Here is a 19,431-nt window from a genome sequence, read left to right on the forward strand (position 1 = left end):
AAAGTATTCACTCTAGCGCCAGCCGTGCCAGCGTCATAGAAAGGGGAAGATCGTCCCAGACTGAACCTTTTTGGATGAGGGCACGGCCAACGCCTCGGTGGGAATTGACCAGATGCCACCACCAAGAAACCCAGCCAGACCAACGGCTTCTACGCCGCCTGACGGTAATTCACGGCGGCGTGGATCGCTTAAACGGTCAGTATTCAGATTGCTGCTTCTATTCACCATGCGTACTGTCTCCTACCTAGTAAACACAGCGGCTTAACGACATCTCAATTTAACGACGCAAGCCGCGACTCGTTTTTTTATACTAGCGGTGGCAGATGACGGAAATGTGACCATTCGCGCGACGAAATCGAGAGATAGCCCCTCACTGTGGTTACTGATTGCTTTCAACGGCGGGTTTTGTCAGCGGTGGCGAAACCGCAGAGCATTGCACCACCAGCATCCCAAGGACAATTAACGCGACTCCTGCTATTCGCCCCAACGTCGCAGGCTTCACCGCCAATCCCATCAAACCAAAATGATCGATAATCAGTGATGCCACAACCTGACCCGCAATCACGCAGACAATAAAACCTGAAGCACCAAGCTTTGGCGTCAGCAATAACGCGGCGGTGATATAAGCGACCCCCGCCACCCCACCCAGCCAGATCCACCACGATCCTTGCAAAGCAGACCCCATTGCCGGTGCCGGTATCCGAGCGGCAAATAGGATCGGTAACAGCACACAGATACTGACCAGCAGAGAGACCAGCGTTGCCCAAAGCGGGTGACCTAACGAACGCCCCAGCGCCGCATTACTGGCAGCCTGAAAAGGCACAATACTTCCTGCAAGCACCGCAATACCCAGCGGCAGCAGCAATGAGAGAGAAAAAGAAGAGAACGACGACATGGATCCCCCTGGTTAACAATATAACGTTCGCAACATGATTGAGATGTTCCAATACTTATACATCCATTAGACTGATGGAAATTCGTAATTTATACGGAAGGTATTCATTGAATGGATGATTTGCGTCGTATCGATATGAATCTGCTGTTAACGCTTCACGCACTGTTGACGGAAAAACACGTCACACGAGCAGCACTGCGCCTGCACCGCAGCCAGCCTGCGGTCAGCCATTCACTATCACAGCTACGCCAGATTTTTAACGATCCGCTGTTAGTTCGGCGTGAGGCAGGCCTGACGCTAACGACCCGCGCTCAGGTGCTACTCAGTCCGCTGGAACAGGCGCTTGATCAGCTGAACGAGCTTATCCAGGCACCACAGTTCGATCCGCGCCATAGCACGCGGCATTTCCGGTTAGCGCTCTCCGATTACGGTACGAATGCCGTCTTGCCAACGCTCATGCGGCATTTACGCACACAGGCACCCGGCATTTCGCTGGCCGTCAGCCATGCTGGCCGTGAAATGATGCTGGCACAATTGATGGATGGAGAAATCGACTTAGGCCTCGGTGTATTTCCTGAACGTCCGCCTGAAGTACACGCCGAGCGTCTGTTTGAAGAACAGTTCGCCTGTCTGGCAGACCGTGCCACGCTGCCGGAAAACGGTACGCTGTCATTTGAGGCATGGCTGGAACGGCCACATATTCTGGTCACAATGCATCCTGATTCAGCCAATGAAGTGGACAGCGCACTGGCTGCAACCGGTCAATCGCGCAATGTCGTGCTGACCCTGCCCCACTGGCATGCCGCCATCAATCTCATTGCCGGCACTGACCTGATTTTGACCGCCGCACGGCGTAGCATGGCACGTATCACCACGCCAGATTTGCACATTTTTCCGCCTCCGTTCACGATATCCGACTTTGCATTCCAGCAAGTATGGCATACGCGACGCGAGAGCGATCCTGCTCATCGCTGGCTGAGAAAAGCCATTTGTGAAAGCTGTCAGACGGGGAAGTAACCATCGGGACAGGACAGAAAAGAAAAAACCCGCAACAAGGCGGGTTTAGCTTTCATCGTATTACCGACAGAATGTTATCGCAGGAAAGCGCGCTTAGCGACGTTCCAGAATTTCGAAGCAGTAACTGTGTGAGTTACGCTCGTCAGCATCATGGAACTCGCTGAAAACAGACTGCCATTCATCCGGCTCATAGTCAGGGAAATGCGTGTCGCCTTCCACTTCGGCATCAATGTGCGTCAGATAGAGGCGGTTAGCCTGCGCAAGAGTTTGCTGATAGATGCTGCCGCCACCAATCACCATCACTTCCTCAACCTCGCCCGCCGCCGCCAGCGCAGCATCCAGCGAAGAGACCCAGGTCACACGATCGTCATCACCGGGATGATTGCTGACGACAATGTTCAGTCGGCCGGGCAGCGGCTGACCAATAGAACGGAAAGTATTACGCCCCATAATAATCGGCTTATTAAGCGTATTACGCTTAAACCATGCCAGATCGGCTGGCAAATGCCACGGCATCGCGTTTTCCATACCAATCACGCGATCCACTGCCAGTGCAGCAATCAAACTAATAACCATGGTGAAAAAACCCTGTAGGTCAGAAAATTGCTGACACTATACGGAAAGCCCTTTCGCTCGTCGATATAGATACAAGACCGAAACGTAATATAAGAGTTTTATACTCCCGGCCGTTTGCGGTAGAGCCAGATCCCCGGTAAAGACAGGCCGATAGAGAGCGCACCGACGATAAAGCTGGCCTTCAGGAAATTGGTTATCATGACGCTCATCAGCGCTTCGCTGTAGCCAAGATGCGAAATTTCCACCACCGAAATCATCGCCGTGTAGGCAGAAATACCGGGAAACATCGGGATTACGGCCGCGACGGTGAAAACTTTCGGATGCGCCAGCAGCCAGCGTGACCAACGAATACCGATGATGCCGATCAGGATCGCCGCCAGAAACGACGCCCATTCGATATTCATGCCGAAATGTATCGCCAGAAACCGTACCCCATGCCCGACGCCGCCTAGCAGCGCGCAGTAAGGCAGCACTTTCAGCGGCACATTGAAGACCATCGCAAACCCCAACGCAGGAACCGCCGCCAGCACCATATCCTGCAACAGTGCCCACAGTAAACTTAAGCCCATCCGCGTAACCCCCACAGCGACATCGCCATCACAACGCCAATACAGGTTGCCAGCGTCAGTAAACTCGCGACCGTCCAGCGTGCCAAACCGGTATTTACATGCCCTTTAAACATATCTGCCACGGCATTAATCAACGGAAAGCCGGGAACCAGCAGCAGCACACTGGCCGCCATCGCGACCGTCGAGGTTTGAGAAAAAGCAGGTAAACGCATCAGCAGCCCGGATGCCGACGTCGCCACAAACGCCGTAATACAGAAGTTGATCAACGGATTCAGATGTCGTGCCGTAAAGACCTGTCGGACATACATCGCCAGGCCGCTGGCAATCAGCGTGACGATAAACGCATCCCACCCACCGCCGTTCAAACGGCTGAAGCAACCGCAGGACAGCGCCACAACGGACACCATCAGCCAACGCGGATAGCGCAGCGGTTTGATATTTCCCAGACGCTTTTCTACGCCCGCCACATCCAGCAGTTTATGCTCGGCCATGATGACCGCATGCTGAACTTCAATGACGACGTGCATATTAATGCCGCGGTCCACATTCTTCCGCGTCGACGTCAGGCAATGCCCCTGCATGATGGTAGTCAGGACAATTGAATTTGCCGAGATTGAACTCTCAACGCTATCAGCACCGAGCGCTATACCCAGCCGTGACGATAGCTGTTCTACCACCATACTCTCTGCACCATGCTGTAACAGCAGCAGCGCGCACTGGATACACAGTCGGGTTATTTCCCGCTGCTGCGGCGCTTCCCCCATCGGTTTCGCGCTGCTTGATGGTTTTTCACTACTTAAAGGTTCACGGCTCTCACATTCACTGACCATGTTGTTATCTCAACCCGCCCCTGAAATTAACCACAAAAAATGAAAGGGTAATTGTTAACATATTGCCGCCGAATAACCAATAAGTGTGATGCGAATTCATTATTCTGGCGCTATCATTTTAACCGCTCTTACTCTTTTCACTGTCTGGAATGACCATGTTAGAAACATCGCTGTTTGTCGCCACTATCGCCACGCTGGGGATGCTCTCCCCCGGCCCTGACTTTTTTCTCGTCATCAAGAACGCCACACGCTACTCGCGCGTTGCCGCGCTGATGACCGCGTTTGGCGTCATCTGCGGCGTGGCAACGCACATGGCATACTGCGTCGCTGGCTTAGCCGTCGTCATCACCACCACGCCTTGGCTGTTTAATGTACTGAAATATGCGGGCGCCGCCTATCTGATCTGGATCGGTATTCAAGCATTATTATCACGTGGCGGCAGCAAGATGGACGTTTCACATCAGGGGCAACAAAACATCAGCCTGAAAAAAGCGTTCCTGCAAGGTTATCTCTGCAATCTGCTTAACCCGAAAGCCACACTGTTCTTTCTGGCGATGTTTACACAGGTGCTGAATATTCACTCCGGTATCGGCGAAAAGCTGTGGTATGCCACGATCATCTGGCTGCTCTCTGTCGTCTGGTGGCCGCTGCTGGTGCTGCTTTTCCAAAGCGAGCCGGTACGACGTGGGTTGGCTAAAGCGCAGAAACTGGTGGATAAGCTGCTGGGCACGGTGTTGATCGCGTTGGGTATCAAAGTCGCGCTAGGTTAGGCTTACAACGTATTGGTTAGCCTAAAGCGATGAGTGCATGATATGAACACCTTCCTAGCTTTCACTGGGAAGGTGTCTTTGTGTTTATTCCAAAGCGAGCTTAGTAGCTGGCATAATAAACCCGTATCCGATGTTGATCGGGATCGATCGCCACAAACGTTAAACCGAAATCCATCTGGGTGATGTCCTGAATCAGGGTAATACCCCGTTCCTTCCAGCTTTCATACATCGCGTTCAGTGCAGCCTCGCTCTCGACACGAATGGCTAATTCGCTACCACCGCCCGCCAGTTGGGTCACCGGTTTGACTTCATGTTTAGACCACAACCCCAGTAACAACCCGGAGTCAAAGGCGAACATGGCAAAGTTTTCCGATTTTTCAATAGGTTTAAAATCAAACAGTTCACGATAGAAACGCTCACTCGTAACGGCATCTTCCACATATAAAATAATAAGATTTGGTGCGTTCATCAGGAATTCCCTGTAATCAGGTGAGTAATAAGCAGAAGGCTTCTGCTTGCCTGAATGCATCGTAGTACGCACTGCTGTCAATTTTTGTCAGTAGTCATTACTGCTGAGGAATGTCTTCTTTTTCATGCCACTCTTTTAATAACTGCTGACGACGGCGGGGATAAGGCTGCTCCAAAACCGTTATGTTACGGATACGTTCAGCCCTGAAATGACGAAACTGTTGGCGAAGCTCACACCAGGCGGCAATCACATGCGTTTGATCGAAAAATCCTAATGCGAATGGCCAGATAATGCGGAGAGACTCATCGCCCTGAAGATCGCAATATGCGATCTCCGTACGGCGCTCAGCGCGAATAGCATGGCGTAGGACTGATAAATCGATGACAACAGGGGGAGTAAATTCTGCCTTGCCAATTAATAGCCCTGAAGAATCAAGTGAGTCACGCAAGTCTGGTGGTAATACCGCCGCAATTTTCATCAACGCATTGCGGGCAGCGCCCCCTAAACGTTCGTCAGTTCTTCTTGCCACCCAGCGCGAGCCCAATACTAATGCTTCAATTTCCTCTTCTGAAAACATCAGCGGGGGTAACATAAATCCTGGCCGCAAGACATATCCTAAACCCGCCTCCCCCTCAATATGCGCGCCCTGCGATTGTAACGTGGCAATATCACGATAGAGGGTTCTTTGGCTCACCCCTAATTTTTCCGCAAGATATGCTCCCGTTACGGGAAAACGGTGATGGCGTAAGATCTGTAAAAGATCGAGCAAACGTTGCGTTCTGGACATGAACTTACCTTGGCTTAAGACGTGGGAAGTCTCTTCAATATTGGTCTGAAAGCATAGTGGTTGAAAAGAGGATTTCAGGCGAAGTAAAAAGACAAAAAGCCAGCGCTGTTGCCAACGCTGGCTTTTATCATCAGCTTACTGCCAACCGAAGTCGGTTAATCAGCCTTTAATCATCGCATGCATTTCCTGTACAGACGTGACCTTATCGGTCGGATCTGCCGTCAATGACATCGCGGTCGCGAAACCACCGTTCAACGTGGTGTCGTAGTGCACCTTGTATTGCAGCGCGCTACGGCGAATCAGCTTGGAGTCTTCAATCGCCTGACGTCCTGCGGTGGTGTTGACGATATAGGTGTACTCACCATTCTTGATGCGGTCCTGAATGTGCGGACGACCTTCATGCACCTTGTTCACCAAACGCGGATTAATACCGGCTTCACCCAGTTCAATCGCCGTGCCGTGCGTCGCATCCAGCTCAAAACCGTGCTTCAACAGCTTGGCAGCCAGATCGACCACCCGACCTTTATCACCCTCACGTACAGACAACAGCGCACGTCCGGTTTTCTTCATGTGTGAGTTACTGCCCAGCATCGCTTTAGCAAACGCTTCAGCAAACGTGCGGCCAACGCCCATCACTTCACCGGTCGAACGCATTTCTGGCCCCAGAATCGGGTCAACGCCAGGGAATTTGTTGAACGGTAGCACCACTTCTTTTACGGAGTAGTACGGCGGGATAATTTCTTTCGTGACGCCCTGCTCAGCCAGCGTTTTGCCTGCCATCACGCGCGCTGCGACTTTCGCCAGCGGTACGCCAGTCGCTTTCGAGACAAACGGTACAGTACGCGCCGCACGCGGGTTCACTTCAATCAGATAAACTTCGTTATCTTTCACCGCGAACTGCACGTTCATCAGGCCGCGAACACAGAGTTCAAACGCCAGTTTTTCAACCTGCTGACGCATTACATCCTGAATCTCTTTACTCAGCGTGTAAGCTGGCAGTGAACAAGCCGAGTCACCGGAGTGAACCCCAGCCTGCTCGATGTGCTCCATAATGCCGCCAATCAGCACACGCTCACCGTCACAAATCGCATCAACATCGACTTCGATGGCATCGTCAAGGAAGCGGTCTAACAGCACCGGCGCATCGTTAGATACGCTAACGGCATTTTGGAAGTAGCGACGCAGGTCAATTTCGTCGTACACGATTTCCATCGCGCGGCCGCCCAGAACATAAGAAGGACGGACAACCAGCGGGTAACCGATGCCACGCGCTTTTTCTACCGCTTGCTCAATCGTTGCAACTGTGGCGTTAGCCGGCTGCTTCAGACCCAGACGATTAACGGCCTGTTGGAAACGCTCACGGTCTTCTGCACGGTCAATCGCATCTGGGCTGGTGCCGATAACCGGCACACCCGCCGCTTCCAGCGCACGCGCCAGTTTCAGCGGCGTCTGACCACCGTACTGTACGATGACGCCTTTTGGCTTCTCGATACGGACAATTTCCAGTACATCTTCAAAGGTTACCGGCTCGAAGTACAGACGGTCTGACGTATCGTAGTCTGTTGAAACGGTTTCTGGGTTGCAGTTAACCATGATGGTTTCATAACCATCTTCACGCAGCGCCAGTGAAGCGTGGACGCAGCAGTAGTCAAATTCGATCCCTTGACCAATACGGTTCGGCCCACCGCCCAGTACCATGATTTTGTCACGATCCTGAGTCGGATTGGCTTCGCACTCTTCTTCATACGTGGAATACATGTAAGCAGTATCGGTCGCGAATTCTGCCGCACAGGTATCAACACGCTTATAGACTGGATGAAGGTCGAACTTATCACGCAGTTTGCGAATTTCGCTTTCCGCCACACCAGCCAGTTTCGCCAGACGCGCATCGGCAAAGCCTTTACGTTTCAGCGTGCGCAGGAATTCGGCATCCAGCGCGGAGGCACCTTTTTCAGCGACCTGCTCTTCCAGGCGCACCAGCTCTTCAATCTGCACCAGGAACCAGCGATCGACGTTGGTCAGGTTAAACACGCCATCGACAGACATCCCCGCACGGAAGGCATCGGCGATGTACCAGATACGCTCGGCACCCGCATCTTTCAGCTCACGGCGGATTTTGGTCAGCGCTTCTGGGTCGTCCAGATCCACTTTCGGATCAAAGCCCGTTGCGCCCACTTCCAGACCGCGCAACGCTTTCTGCAAGGATTCCTGCTGCGTACGGCCAATTGCCATCACTTCGCCCACCGATTTCATCTGCGTGGTCAGACGGTCGTTGGCACCGGCGAATTTCTCGAAGTTGAAACGAGGGATCTTGGTCACAACGTAGTCGATGGCTGGCTCGAAGGACGCCGGTGTACGACCACCGGTGATGTCATTCATCAGCTCATCGAGCGTATAGCCCACCGCCAGCTTGGCGGCGATTTTCGCAATCGGGAAGCCTGTCGCTTTAGACGCCAGCGCGGAAGAGCGTGATACGCGTGGGTTCATTTCGATAACAATCAGGCGACCCGTTTTCGGGTTCACTGAGAACTGAACGTTGGAACCGCCGGTTTCTACACCGATTTCACGCAGTACCGCCATCGAGGCGTTACGCATGATTTGATATTCTTTATCCGTCAGCGTTTGTGCTGGCGCAACGGTGATGGAGTCTCCCGTGTGGATCCCCATGGCATCGAAGTTTTCGATTGAGCAGACGATGATGCAGTTGTCGTTCTTATCACGTACCACTTCCATCTCATACTCTTTCCAACCGATCAGCGATTCATCGATCAACAGCTCTTTGGTTGGAGAAAGATCCAGACCGCGTTCGCAGATCTCTTCAAACTCTTCACGGTTGTAGGCGATACCACCACCGGTGCCCCCCATCGTAAAGGAAGGACGGATAATGCACGGGAAGCCGACGTCAGCCGCCACGGCCAGCGCTTCTTCCATATTGTGTGCAATACCGGAACGCGCGGTATCCAGACCGATCTTCTTCATTGCCACGTCGAAGCGGCGGCGATCTTCTGCTTTATCAATCGCATCCGCCGTTGCACCAATCATGGTGACGCCGAATTCGGCCAGCACGCCCTGACGTTCCAGTTCCAGCGCACAGTTCAGCGCAGTCTGGCCGCCCATCGTTGGCAGCACCGCGTCTGGGCGCTCTTTTTCAATAATTTTGCGTACCACTTCCCAGTGAATTGGCTCAATGTAAGTCGCATCTGCCATTTCCGGGTCGGTCATGATGGTTGCCGGGTTGGAGTTCACCAGAATAACGCGGTAACCCTCTTCACGCAGCGCTTTACACGCCTGTGCACCAGAGTAGTCAAACTCACACGCCTGGCCGATAACAATCGGGCCGGCGCCCAGAATCAGGATGCTTTTAATATCTGTACGTTTTGGCATTTTCTCGCTCCTGATTATTTAGCTGAAGAACGGTAAGTCTGAATCAAATCAATAAAGTGGTCGAACAGCGGCGCGGCATCATGCGGGCCAGGGCTTGCTTCTGGGTGTCCCTGGAAGCTGAATGCAGGCTTATCCGTGCGGTGAATCCCCTGAACCGTATGGTCAAACAAGGATTTGTGCGTGACGCGCAGGGTGTCAGGCAGGTTATCTTCATCCACCGCAAAGCCGTGGTTCTGCGCGGTGATCATCACACAGTTGTTATCCAAATCTTTTACCGGATGGTTGCCACCGTGGTGACCTAGCTTCATTTTGATAGTCTTGGCACCGCTCGCCAGTGCCAGCAGCTGGTGACCGAGACAGATACCGAATACCGGAATATCTGTTTCCAGGAAGGTTTTAATCGCACGAATCGCGTAGTCGCACGGTTCCGGGTCGCCCGGGCCGTTAGAGAGGAAAATACCGTCTGGATTCAGCTTCAGTACGTCTTCAGCAGGTGTCTGTGCTGGCACAACTGTCAGACGACAGCCGCGATCCACCAGCATGCGCAGAATATTGCGTTTCACACCATAGTCATAAGCCACAACGTGGTAAGGCAGTTCGCTTTCATTTTTCGCCGCAGGCAATTCGCCTTCCAGCGTCCAGCTTCCCTGTAACCAGCTGTAGCGCTCTGTCGTCGTCACTTCTTTTGCCAAGTCCATCCCTTTCAGCCCTGGGAAGGCTTTCGCTTTCTCCAGTGCGACGGCAGCATCCGGCGCATCACCCGCAATGATGCAGCCATTCTGTGCACCTTTTTCACGCAGCAGACGGGTCAGTTTACGGGTATCGATGTCGGCAATAGCAACGATGTTGTTGCGTTTGAGGTATTCAGACAGGCTTTCTTCACTACGGTAGTTGCTGGCAATCAGAGGTAAATCGCGAATAACCAGACCTTGAGCCTGTACAGAGGGGGATTCTTCATCGTTGGCATTAGCGCCGACATTACCGATATGGGGATAAGTGAGAGTGACAATCTGGCGGGAATAGGAAGGATCAGTAAGGATTTCTTGATAACCGGTCATCGACGTATTGAAGACCACTTCCCCCACTGCCGACCCTTCTGCCCCAATGGCCCGACCGTGGAATTGGGTTCCGTCTTCCAGAACCAATAGCGCTGACTTAATCAAAACACCCTCCAAGGAATAAACAATCACGTTATTTGCATATTAATTCAGATTCGAGCCACTAAATCAATGCAAAAACTACCTGTAAGGCCAATTTTTGGCAAATTGGGCGCATTTTAATGATGGTCTTCCTGATTGTCTACTCAAACTGCTTTTTTTCTCTTATTTTTATGCTTTCCGAAATAAATCGCTGCCCACTGCCGTAAAAAACCCTATCAACTGAGATAAGTAAACGGTTGCGAGACAACATTGCTAAAATAAGAGTAACAAATCACCAGCAAAGGGTATTTTGGGAGTAAGGAGGGTAAATCACCACTAAAAAACAGGATAAAATAAGAATAAAAACCAATTCTAATAGAAAATAGAAACCAACAAGATAAAAATAAAGGTGAATGAAAAAATATCCACCTTTTTCAGCCATATAGTATTTTTATAAAAAACAAAAACTCTACAAATAATCCAGAGAAAGCACATCTCTCATATCAAAAAGACCACTTTCTTTCGAACTAATCCAAATTGCGGCTCTTACTGCACCATTGGCAAATGTCATACGGCTGGATGCCTTGTGGGTAATCTCAACGCGCTCGCCAATATCAGCAAACATCGCCGTATGTTCACCGACAATATCGCCCGCTCGCACGGTAGCAAAACCAATGCTTTTCGGATCGCGTTCACCCGTATGGCCTTCACGCGCGTACACGGCGCAGGACTTCAGATCGCGTCCCAGCGCATCGGCGATAGCTTCGCCCATCGCCAGCGCGGTGCCCGATGGCGCATCCACTTTGTGGCGGTGGTGGGCTTCAATGATTTCGATATCCGTATAATCGCCCATGACCTTGGCAGCTTTTTCCAGCAGCTTCAGCATGACATTGACGCCAACGCTGAAGTTAGCCGCAAACACAATCCCGATATCCTGGGCAGCCTGCTTAATCGCCGCCTTTCCTGCGTCATCAAAGCCGGTTGTCCCAATAATCATGCCTTTACGGTGCTGACGGCAAAATGCCAGATGCGCTAATGTGCCTTCTGGGCGAGTGAAGTCGATTAAAATATCGAAATCATTCTGCACGGCATCCAGGCTTTCATTCACGGTAATGCCGCTTTTCCCCAACCCGGCGAGTTCACCGGCATCGCTTCCTATCAGAGACGAACCAGAACGCTCCAGCGCCGCGCCCAATACCACACCGTCCATTTGCTCGATAGCCTGAATCAGCTGGCGTCCCATACGGCCGCCCGCGCCTACAACCGCAATACGGATGGATGAATCCTTCATAATGTCTCTCTCTTTTTGATCCTGACGACATAAAAATGACATCAGGTTAACGGGCGATGCGCACTATCGCCAGCGGATTTACCGCCAGATTAGAAAATACTGTTTGATGCCGCAGAAAATCAGCAAAACTGTCTCACCACAGACAGCAAAATGGCACATCAGCGCGATGAAAAACCGCAACGTATTTGGAGATAAGCAGAAGCGGTCAAAATTAAACCATATGGTATAACGCATAAAAATTCATTTTTATGCATTAACATTTTCATGAATGAATATAGGGAGAGAACAGAACGGAAAGGAATAAAGGCGGTAGAGCCAAGAAGCCCTACCGCAGAAACAGCATTAATCTATCTGTTTGACGTCAACACGCAGCTCTTTGGGCACTTCAAAGACGATGTTTTCTTCACGTCCCTGCATTTCAACAGCAACCTTGCCGCCCAATTCTTTCAGGCGCTGAATCACCTGTTGTACCAGAATATCCGGTGCTGATGCGCCTGCGGTCACCCCAACATGTGAAGCGCTCGCTAACCATGACTCCTGGATATCCTCAGCAGCATCAATCAGATAAGCCGCTTTCCCCGCTCTTTGCGCTAATTCTGCAAGTCGGTTGGAGTTTGAGGAGTTTTTAGAGCCTACGACAAAAACCACATCCGCCTTATCTGATAAATGGCGAACGGCTTCCTGACGATTGGTCGTTGCATAGCAGATGTCATCTTTACGCGGACCAACAATCTGCGGAAAACGCTCGCGCAAGGCATCAATCACCGCGTAAGTATCATCAACAGAAAGCGTGGTTTGCGTCATAAAGCACAGATTGCTTTCGTCTTTTACCTGTAGCTGCCAGACATCCTCTGGGGACTCCACCAGATACATGCCACCCTCCGCATTGCTGTACTGCCCCATCGTTCCTTCAACTTCAGGGTGTCCGGCATGCCCGATAAGAATCGCTTCTACGCCTTTCTTACTGGCTCTGGCCACTTCCATATGCACCTTGGTCACTAGCGGACAGGTCGCATCGAATACCGTCAGATCGCGGTTTTTTGCTTCATTACGTACCGCTTGTGAAACGCCATGTGCTGAGAAAATCAGAATCGCACCATCCGGCACGTCTTCAATCTGCTCAATAAAAATCGCACCACGCTCGCGTAATCCGTTAACCACATAGCGATTATGTACTACTTCATGACGGACATAGATCGGCGTACCAAAGAGCTCTAGCGCACGTTCCACAATGCTGATCGCTCGATCCACACCGGCGCAAAAGCCGCGCGGATTAGCCAACAGGATCTGCATGTGTCACCTCCTGTTGTACGGGATCGATATCCAGCACTTCAAGATCGAAGGTTATCGCCTGACCGGATAAAGGATGGTTGAAATCCACGGTGACCGACTCTTCAGTCACATCGCGAATAATCCCCGGCATATCATTTCCGGCAACGCCGCTGAAGAGCATGATGGTGCCAACATCCGGCACACCAGTCTGAGCGAAATCACGGCGCAGGAAGAACTGGATCAGGTTCGGATTGGTCGGCCCAAAGGCCGACTCTGGCGGCAGCGTAAACTTGCGTTTATCACCACGCTGCAATCCCAACAGATGTTGTTCCAGCGCGTCAGACAGGCTGCCATCGCCAAGGCGAAACAGCGCTGGCTTGCCGCGCTCACGCGTGGATTCGGCCGCAGAGCCATCCTCCAGCGTCAGGATAAAATGCACCAGCAGTGCGCTGTTATGCTGAACACTCTCGGACATCAGTGACCCTTTTGCTTAACGGTATCAGTATCATCATGCGTACTGAAAAACCCTTCCAGTACGATGAGCGCCGCACCAATACAGATAGCGGTATCGGCAAGGTTAAAGGTGGCGAAGTGCCAGTCACCGACATAGAAGTCGATGAAATCAACAACAAATCCGTGCCATGTCCGATCGAACAGATTGCCCAATGCGCCACCGATAATCAGCGAATACGCAATGTTATTGAGCCGCTGTTTGACGCTGCCACGGTACATCATTACCAGCAGTGCAATTACGATAGCAACCGCGATGCCAGCAAAGAACCAGCGTTGCCAGCCGCCTTTATCCGCCAGAAAACTGAATGCTGCGCCGTAGTTACGGGCGTAATGCAGATTCAGAGAAGGCATCACTGGCACCGTATCCCCCAGCGCAAAGTGGGCAAGGATCCACTGTTTGCTGCCAAGATCGACAACTAAAACCAGTATCGCCAGCCAGAGCCAGCGCAGTCCACTCGAACAGATTTTATTCATCAGACAAATTTACGCTCTTCGCCGTTACCGCCCACGTTAGTCGCACAGCGACCACACACTTCAGGATGCTCGGCATTGCTACCGATATCCGTCTCGTAATGCCAGCAGCGTGGACACTTATGCCCTTCTGCCTCACTTAAGGCAATTTTCAGTCCGGTGAGTTCCGTTGCCTGCGCGCTATCCGGCGCATTTTCATAACGTTCCACCTGCGCTTTTGACGTCAACAGCGCGAAATGCAGTTCCTGACGCAGCTGGTTCAACTTGCCTGCCAGATTGGCATCGGCGTACAGCGTGACAGAAGCTTCCAGCGATCCACCGATGCGTTTGTCATTACGCGCCTGCTCGATGACTTTGTTCACTTCGCTGCGCACTTTCAGGACATCCGCCCAGAACGCATCGTTCATGGTTTCTGCGCTATCCAACGCGAACAGACCGTCATACCACTCTTCGGTAAAGACGTACTGCGCACGCTCGCCCGGCAGATAGTTCCAGATCTCATCCGCAGTGAAGGACATAATCGGTGCCATCCAACGCACCAGCGCTTCTGAGATATGATATAGCGCAGTCTGGCAGCTACGGCGTGCAACGCTGTCGCTTTTTGCCGTGTACTGACGATCTTTAATGATATCCAGATAGAACGAACCCATCTCGATCGAGCAGAACTGCATCAGACGCTGTACGACACGGTGGAAATCATAGCTTTCATACGCTTCGAGGATCTCTTCCTGCGCGGCTTTCGCACAGCCGACTGCCCAGCGATCCAGCACAACCATGTCTTCTGGTTTCACACTATCTTTCTGTGGATCAAACCCGTTCAGGTTCGCCAGCAGGAAGCGCGCGGTGTTACGAATACGGCGGTAGGCATCAGCAGAACGCTTCAGGATCTCATCGGATACCGCGATTTCACCGGAGTAATCCGTTGAACCGATCCACAGACGCAGAATGTCAGCACCGAGTTTGTTCATCACATCCTGCGGACTGACGGTATTCCCGATCGACTTGGACATCTTGCGGCCCTGACCATCAACGGTGAAACCGTGAGTCAGTACCTGACGGTAAGGCGCTTTGCCTTTGATCGCGGTGGAGATCATCAGGGAAGACATGAACCAGCCACGATGCTGGTCGGAACCTTCCAGATACATATCCGCCGCATGACCGCCGAATTCAGGGCGTACATCCACGACAGACGCGTGCGTTGAGCCAGAATCGAACCACACGTCCAGCGTGTCTGGCACTTTGACGTAATTGTCAGCGTCTGCGCCCAGCACGTCGGCCGGATCGAGATCCCACCATGCCTGAATACCGTCGGCTTCAACGCGTTTTGCTACCGCTTCAATCAGCTCAGCGGTACGTGGATGCAGCTCTTCTGTCTCTTTATGAACAAACAGCGACATCGGCACGCCCCAGGTACGCTGACGGGAGATACACCAGTCAGGGCGGTTGGCGACCATCGCTTCGATACGCGCCTGACCCCAATCAGGGATCCACTGCACGCCTTTGATTTCAGACAGCGACTGCTTACGCAGGCCTTTCTGATCCATGCTGACAAACCATTGTGGCGTCGCACGGAAAATGATCGGCGACTTATGGCGCCAGCAGCATGGGTAGCTGTGCTGCAACTTCTCTACGTGCAGCAACCTGCCTTTTTCGCGCAGAATTTCAACGATCAGATCGTTGGCTTTGAAAACGAATTTGCCATCCAGTTCAGGATAGGTTCCGCTCAGGTAACAGCCGTTCGGCCCAACCGGATTGGCGATTTCCAAATTGTACTTCTGGCTGATCACGTAGTCTTCAGGACCGTGGCCACCAGCGGTATGCACTGCCCCCGTACCCGCATCCAGCGTCACGTGGTCGCCCAAAATGGCCGGTACATCGAAGCCCAGGAACGGATGTTTGAAGCGCAGTAGCTCAAGATCCGCGCCCTTACAGTCGCCCAGCACAATCCACTGGGTCACACCTGCGCGCTTCATCACGCTTTCAACCAGATCGGCCGCCAGAATCAGCGCCTGACCGTCAATCTGCACCAGCTGATAATCAAATTCCGCATTCAGCGAGATCGCACGGTTTGCTGGCAGCGTCCACGGCGTCGTCGTCCAGATCACCAGCGAGACTGGGCCATCTACGCTACTCACGCCAAATTTGGCTAATACCGCAGCCACATCGCTAGCGTTAAACGCGACATCAATGGATGGAGACGTTTTGTCGTAATACTCAACTTCCGCTTCCGCCAGCGCGGAACCACAGTCGGCACACCAGTGAACCGGCTTCGCGCCCTTGTGCAGGTGACCGTTTTCAATGATACGACCCAGCGCACGGATGATGTTCGCTTCGGTGTTGAAATCCATCGTCAGATAAGGACGATCCCAGTCGCCCAGGACACCGAGACGAATAAAGTCGGCTTTCTGACCCGCAACCTGCTCTGCCGCATATTTACGGCACTCAGCGCGGAATTCTGCGGCGCTGACTTTCTCGCCCGGCTTACCGATCAGTTGTTCTACTTTCAATTCAATCGGCAGGCCGTGGCAGTCCCAGCCCGGCACATACGGGGAATCGTAGCCAGACAGACCTTTCGATTTAACGATAATATCTTTCAGAATCTTGTTAACTGAGTGACCAATGTGAATGCTGCCGTTCGCGTACGGAGGGCCATCATGCAGGATGAAGGTTTTCTTTCCCTTCTTCGCATTGCGAATAATCCCGTACAGATCCTGCTCATACCAACGTTTCAGCATGTCAGGTTCGCGCTTGGCCAGATCGCCACGCATCGGGAACCCTGTTTCCGGCAAGTTCAGGGTAGTCTTATAGTCACTCATTAGATTCTCGATTTCGTTTCGGCTAGAAAAATTAAACCGGTGTCTTTAACCCGAAGAACGTCCGGGCGGTCACCACATCATCGGCGATTTGCTGTTTTAACGCATCGAGCGAAGCAAAACGCTGTTCATTACGGATCTTTTTACGCAGTACGACTTCAATGTGACGGCCATAAAGGTTCATCGTCACGTCCAGCAAATGCACTTCAAGTTGCTGGCGTTTGTCACCATTTACGGTCGGACGCGTACCAATATTGGCAACGCCTGGTAGCGGTTCTTGCCCCAACCCATAAACGCTGACGGCATATACACCGCTAACTGGGGAAACCTGACGTTTCAGCGGCAGGTTGGCGGTAGGGAACCCAATGGTCCGCCCCAATTCTTTGCCATGTTCCACGCGCCCGGAAATGCTGTAAGGATGACCCAGCAGGCTTTCCGCCAGCTCAAGCTCATCACGGCTGAGCGCTTCACGTACGGCAGTGCTGCTCACCCGTTTGCCGCTATTACAAAACGAATCGGTACTGATGACATCAAATCCCGATTCACGCCCAGCCTTCTGTAATAACAGGAAATCTCCCTGACGACCAGCCCCGAAGCGGAAGTCATCCCCTACCACCAGAAACTTCGCGCCCAATTTTTTCACCAGCAGGGAAGAAACGAATGTCTCAGCATCGTTGGCGGCAAAATACGCATCGAATCTAACGCACAGCAGATAGTCCACGCCGGCCTGCGCCAGATACTTCACCTTGTCACGCAGACGCGTCAGACGGGCGGGCGCTTTTTCCGCAGCGAAGAGCTCCAGCGGCTGTGGTTCAAAAATCATAACCATCACCGGCAGCCCACGCGCGCGACCTTCCTGCTTCAGTCGTTCGAGCAGCATTTGGTGTCCGAGGTGCACGCCGTCAAAATTACCAATAGTGAGCACACAGCCGTAATGGTGTGCCCGAAGATTGTGTATACCGCGAATTAGCTGCATGGCTGGCTCAGAACAAAGGGTTAATATTATGGAAATCGGCGGATTATACCTTGTACAGCGAGTAAGGTTAACCCGCGATTCGCGCCTTTTGCAGCCACCTTGTAAATCGTGCCAGTATTTGCGCGTTTTTTAGCTGAATCGTCGATGGATGACGCCTGGATGCAGAATATCCAGACGGTGGACAGCACATGCAATCCGACTTTACCGATGGCAGACAGGGTTTTATCAAATTCAGGATGAATTTATGATGCGAAAAGCTGTATTCCACCGCGTGAAGCTGCTAAAATCCTGCGCCATCACAACGTAACAAGTGTCGACGTACAAACGACGCTTATTTGCACAAATCCATTGACAAACGAAGGCTAAACGAGCATATTCCACGGCCTTTGAATTGTCCTCGATTGAATATATTTGGGAGTTGGACCTTGGCTAATATCAAATCAGCTAAGAAACGCGCCGTACAATCTGAGAAGCGCCGTAAGCATAACGCAAGCCGTCGCTCAATGATGCGTACTTTCATCAAGAAAGTATACGCGGCGATCGCTACTGGCGATAAAGAAGCGGCACAGAAAGCATTTAATGACATGCAACCGATCGTGGATCGCCAGGCTGGTAAAGGCCTGATCCACAAGAACAAAGCTGCACGTCATAAATCCAATCTGGTTGCGCGCATCAACGCCATGCAATAATCACGCATCTGCGTGTTGTTGCTAAGAAAAAACCGGCCTAGGCCGGTTTTTTTGTGTCTGTGGTATCACAAAAGAGCGCTGAAAAATCCGCGTTACAGACTCGCTGCACCGCCGGATGCTGGATCATTCTGGCCGCAAAAATCACATAATACTCGTCCTGAATGTTCTCGATCCTGCCGATCTCGACGATATCGCCCTGCTGGTAGATTTCGTTGGCATACAACGAGGGAGCCACGAAAATGGCGTCGTTATTAATACCGAACGCCGTCATCAGCGCCGCATCATCAAATTCGCCCAAAATAGTCGTCTGAATATTCTGCGCCGTAAACCAGTTCAGCAATTTCCGTCCCAGCATGGTTCGCCGTCCGGGAATCAGCAGCTTACGCTGTTCAAGACAGGCCGGGAAAGGCTGCTCAGGCTGTGGGCGTTTACAATAAAAGCTCACACCACATTCACCTAGCTTGATTGAAAACAGCCCTTCCTGCTGCGTTGAATCCACCGGGCAATCCGACAGAATCATATCCAGCTTATGCTGGCTCAACTGCTCCAGCAGCATTTCGTGCGTCGACTCAAAACAGCGCAAATGAATATGCTCCTGTTCCGTCACGACCGTTTCGAGCACCCTGCTCACTAGCCGCTTGGACAGCGCATCTGCCACACCGACATCGAATAATAGGTTCGATTCTTTGCGGTAGTTCACAATATCCAACATTTCCTGGCTAAGCTGGAACATGCTATCCGCATAGCGAAAAACCAGTTGACCGAGCTCCGTCGGTTCCAGCCCTCGTCCCTTGCGCTTGAAGAGCTTGCCTTGCAGACGCTCTTCCAGGCATTTGATTTGTCCGGTAATGGTCTGCGGCGTTAAGAACAGCGTCTCTGCCGCACCCGCAACGGAACCCGACTTATAAACCTGCCAGAAATAATAGAGATGATTAAAATTCAAATGAGACACACCGCCCCCTCTTCACGC

19 protein-coding genes are annotated in these 19,431 nt (G+C 52.0%); 3 read left to right on the plus strand and 16 right to left on the minus strand.

Annotation, left to right across the window (positions count from 1 at the left end):
* Window positions 1-33: 33 nt before the first annotated feature.
* Entirely contained in the window at window positions 34-228 is a 195-nt protein-coding gene (locus KKH3_RS16795; protein WP_039361645.1) for a hypothetical protein, read from the minus strand.
* A gap of 151 nt (window positions 229-379) precedes the next feature.
* A complete protein-coding gene (locus KKH3_RS16800) occupies window positions 380-895 on the minus strand; it encodes a DMT family transporter (protein WP_039361647.1) in 516 nt (171 codons plus the stop codon).
* A 111-nt stretch (window positions 896-1,006) separates the two neighbouring features.
* Here KKH3_RS16800 and KKH3_RS16805 point away from each other — a divergent pair, with 111 nt between their 5' ends.
* Window positions 1,007-1,912, plus strand: a complete 906-nt coding sequence (locus KKH3_RS16805) for a LysR substrate-binding domain-containing protein (protein ID WP_039361649.1) — start codon at window positions 1,007-1,009, stop codon at window positions 1,910-1,912.
* A gap of 93 nt (window positions 1,913-2,005) precedes the next feature.
* Here KKH3_RS16805 and folA read toward each other — a convergent pair whose 3' ends face one another.
* The 3 genes from folA to KKH3_RS16820 form a co-directional block, all read right to left on the minus strand.
* Window positions 2,006-2,488, minus strand: coding sequence for a type 3 dihydrofolate reductase (gene folA / locus KKH3_RS16810; protein WP_039361651.1), 483 nt, complete (start codon window positions 2,486-2,488; stop codon window positions 2,006-2,008).
* 98 nt (window positions 2,489-2,586) lie between these two features.
* A complete protein-coding gene (locus KKH3_RS16815; protein ID WP_010681755.1) occupies window positions 2,587-3,057 on the minus strand; it encodes a threonine/serine exporter in 471 nt (156 codons plus the stop codon).
* Window positions 3,048-3,821: a threonine/serine exporter family protein gene (locus tag KKH3_RS16820; protein ID WP_139338643.1), complete on the minus strand. Its 774-nt coding sequence runs from the start codon at window positions 3,819-3,821 to the stop codon at window positions 3,048-3,050. The genes KKH3_RS16815 and KKH3_RS16820 overlap by 10 nt, the downstream gene beginning before the upstream one ends.
* Window positions 3,822-4,042: 221 nt before the next feature.
* Between KKH3_RS16820 and KKH3_RS16825 the strand changes: the two genes are divergently transcribed.
* A complete protein-coding gene (locus KKH3_RS16825) occupies window positions 4,043-4,657 on the plus strand; it encodes a LysE family translocator (protein ID WP_039361656.1) in 615 nt (204 codons plus the stop codon).
* A 100-nt stretch (window positions 4,658-4,757) separates the two neighbouring features.
* On the opposite strand, the gene KKH3_RS16830 is transcribed toward KKH3_RS16825, so the two are convergent.
* The 10 genes from KKH3_RS16830 to ribF form a co-directional block, all read right to left on the minus strand.
* Entirely contained in the window at window positions 4,758-5,126 is a 369-nt protein-coding gene (locus KKH3_RS16830) for a VOC family protein (protein WP_039361658.1), read from the minus strand.
* Window positions 5,127-5,223: 97 nt separating this feature from the next.
* Window positions 5,224-5,913: a helix-turn-helix transcriptional regulator gene (locus tag KKH3_RS16835; RefSeq protein ID WP_039361661.1), complete on the minus strand. Its 690-nt coding sequence runs from the start codon at window positions 5,911-5,913 to the stop codon at window positions 5,224-5,226.
* A gap of 159 nt (window positions 5,914-6,072) precedes the next feature.
* Entirely contained in the window at window positions 6,073-9,297 is a 3,225-nt protein-coding gene (carB, locus tag KKH3_RS16840; RefSeq protein WP_039361663.1) for a carbamoyl-phosphate synthase large subunit, read from the minus strand.
* Window positions 9,298-9,311: 14 nt separating this feature from the next.
* Window positions 9,312-10,460, minus strand: coding sequence for a glutamine-hydrolyzing carbamoyl-phosphate synthase small subunit (gene carA, locus KKH3_RS16845; protein WP_039361666.1), 1,149 nt, complete (start codon window positions 10,458-10,460; stop codon window positions 9,312-9,314).
* Window positions 10,461-10,905: 445 nt separating this feature from the next.
* Window positions 10,906-11,727, minus strand: coding sequence for a 4-hydroxy-tetrahydrodipicolinate reductase (gene dapB / locus KKH3_RS16850; RefSeq protein ID WP_039361669.1), 822 nt, complete (start codon window positions 11,725-11,727; stop codon window positions 10,906-10,908).
* 342 nt (window positions 11,728-12,069) lie between these two features.
* On the minus strand, window positions 12,070-13,020 hold the full coding sequence (gene ispH / locus KKH3_RS16855) for a 4-hydroxy-3-methylbut-2-enyl diphosphate reductase (protein WP_039361670.1): 951 nt from the start codon (window positions 13,018-13,020) through the stop codon (window positions 12,070-12,072).
* Window positions 13,001-13,474, minus strand: a complete 474-nt coding sequence (gene fkpB, locus KKH3_RS16860; RefSeq protein WP_039361673.1) for an FKBP-type peptidyl-prolyl cis-trans isomerase — start codon at window positions 13,472-13,474, stop codon at window positions 13,001-13,003. Before fkpB ends, ispH begins: the two co-directional genes overlap by 20 nt.
* Complete coding sequence (gene lspA, locus KKH3_RS16865) at window positions 13,474-13,989, minus strand: signal peptidase II (RefSeq protein WP_139338641.1); 516 nt, start codon at window positions 13,987-13,989, stop codon at window positions 13,474-13,476. The genes fkpB and lspA overlap by 1 nt, the downstream gene beginning before the upstream one ends.
* Complete coding sequence (ileS, locus tag KKH3_RS16870) at window positions 13,986-16,799, minus strand: isoleucine--tRNA ligase (RefSeq protein WP_039361678.1); 2,814 nt, start codon at window positions 16,797-16,799, stop codon at window positions 13,986-13,988. Before ileS ends, lspA begins: the two co-directional genes overlap by 4 nt.
* A gap of 31 nt (window positions 16,800-16,830) precedes the next feature.
* On the minus strand, window positions 16,831-17,772 hold the full coding sequence (gene ribF / locus KKH3_RS16875) for a bifunctional riboflavin kinase/FAD synthetase (RefSeq protein ID WP_039361680.1): 942 nt from the start codon (window positions 17,770-17,772) through the stop codon (window positions 16,831-16,833).
* Between the two features lie 425 nt (window positions 17,773-18,197).
* Here ribF and rpsT point away from each other — a divergent pair, with 425 nt between their 5' ends.
* Window positions 18,198-18,461 carry a 30S ribosomal protein S20 gene (gene rpsT, locus KKH3_RS16880; protein ID WP_010681770.1) on the plus strand — a complete coding sequence of 88 codons (264 nt, stop codon included), beginning with the start codon at window positions 18,198-18,200 and terminating at the stop codon, window positions 18,459-18,461.
* A gap of 37 nt (window positions 18,462-18,498) precedes the next feature.
* Here rpsT and nhaR read toward each other — a convergent pair whose 3' ends face one another.
* Entirely contained in the window at window positions 18,499-19,413 is a 915-nt protein-coding gene (nhaR, locus tag KKH3_RS16885; RefSeq protein ID WP_039361683.1) for a transcriptional activator NhaR, read from the minus strand.
* Between the last annotated feature and the right edge of the window lie 18 nt (window positions 19,414-19,431).

The sequence above is a fragment of the Pectobacterium actinidiae genome, assembly GCF_000803315.1.
GTDB classification, from domain to species: domain Bacteria; phylum Pseudomonadota; class Gammaproteobacteria; order Enterobacterales; family Enterobacteriaceae; genus Pectobacterium; species Pectobacterium actinidiae.